Origin of the sequence: Neisseria sp. HMSC061H08 (assembly GCF_001836795.1) — a bacterium.
Taxonomy (GTDB): Bacteria; Pseudomonadota; Gammaproteobacteria; order Burkholderiales; family Neisseriaceae; genus Neisseria; species Neisseria subflava_A.
This window is the reverse complement of record NZ_KV830583.1, coordinates 1-341: the sequence shown is the minus strand read 5'-3', so window position 1 is coordinate 341 and position 341 is coordinate 1. Positions and strand designations below refer to the sequence as shown.

1 pseudogene is annotated in these 341 nt (G+C 49.3%); it reads left to right on the top strand.

What is annotated here, in order from left to right:
• Window positions 1-119: 119 nt before the first annotated feature.
• A pseudogene (locus HMPREF2675_RS08575) lies at window positions 120-341 on the top strand (IS5/IS1182 family transposase); the annotation flags it as partial.

Sequence of the window (341 nt, the reverse complement as noted above, 5' to 3'; positions counted from 1 at the left end):
CCTGATTAATCAGGCATCCGGGCCGCCTTTTAAGCAACAACAGGCACACTTAGCCTGAGACCTTTGCAAAATTCCCCAAAATCCCCTAAATTCCCACCAAGACATTTAGGGGATTTTCCATGAGCACCTTCTTTCAGCAAACCGCCCAAGCCATGATTGCCAAACACATCGACCGTTTCCCACTATTGAAGTTGGATCAAGTGATTGATTGGCAACCGATCGAACAATACCTGAATCGCCAAAGAACCCGTTACCTTAGAGACCACCGCAGCCGTCCCGCCTATCCCCTGTTGTCCATATTCAAAGCTATCCTGCTCGGACAATGGCACAGCCTCTCCGAT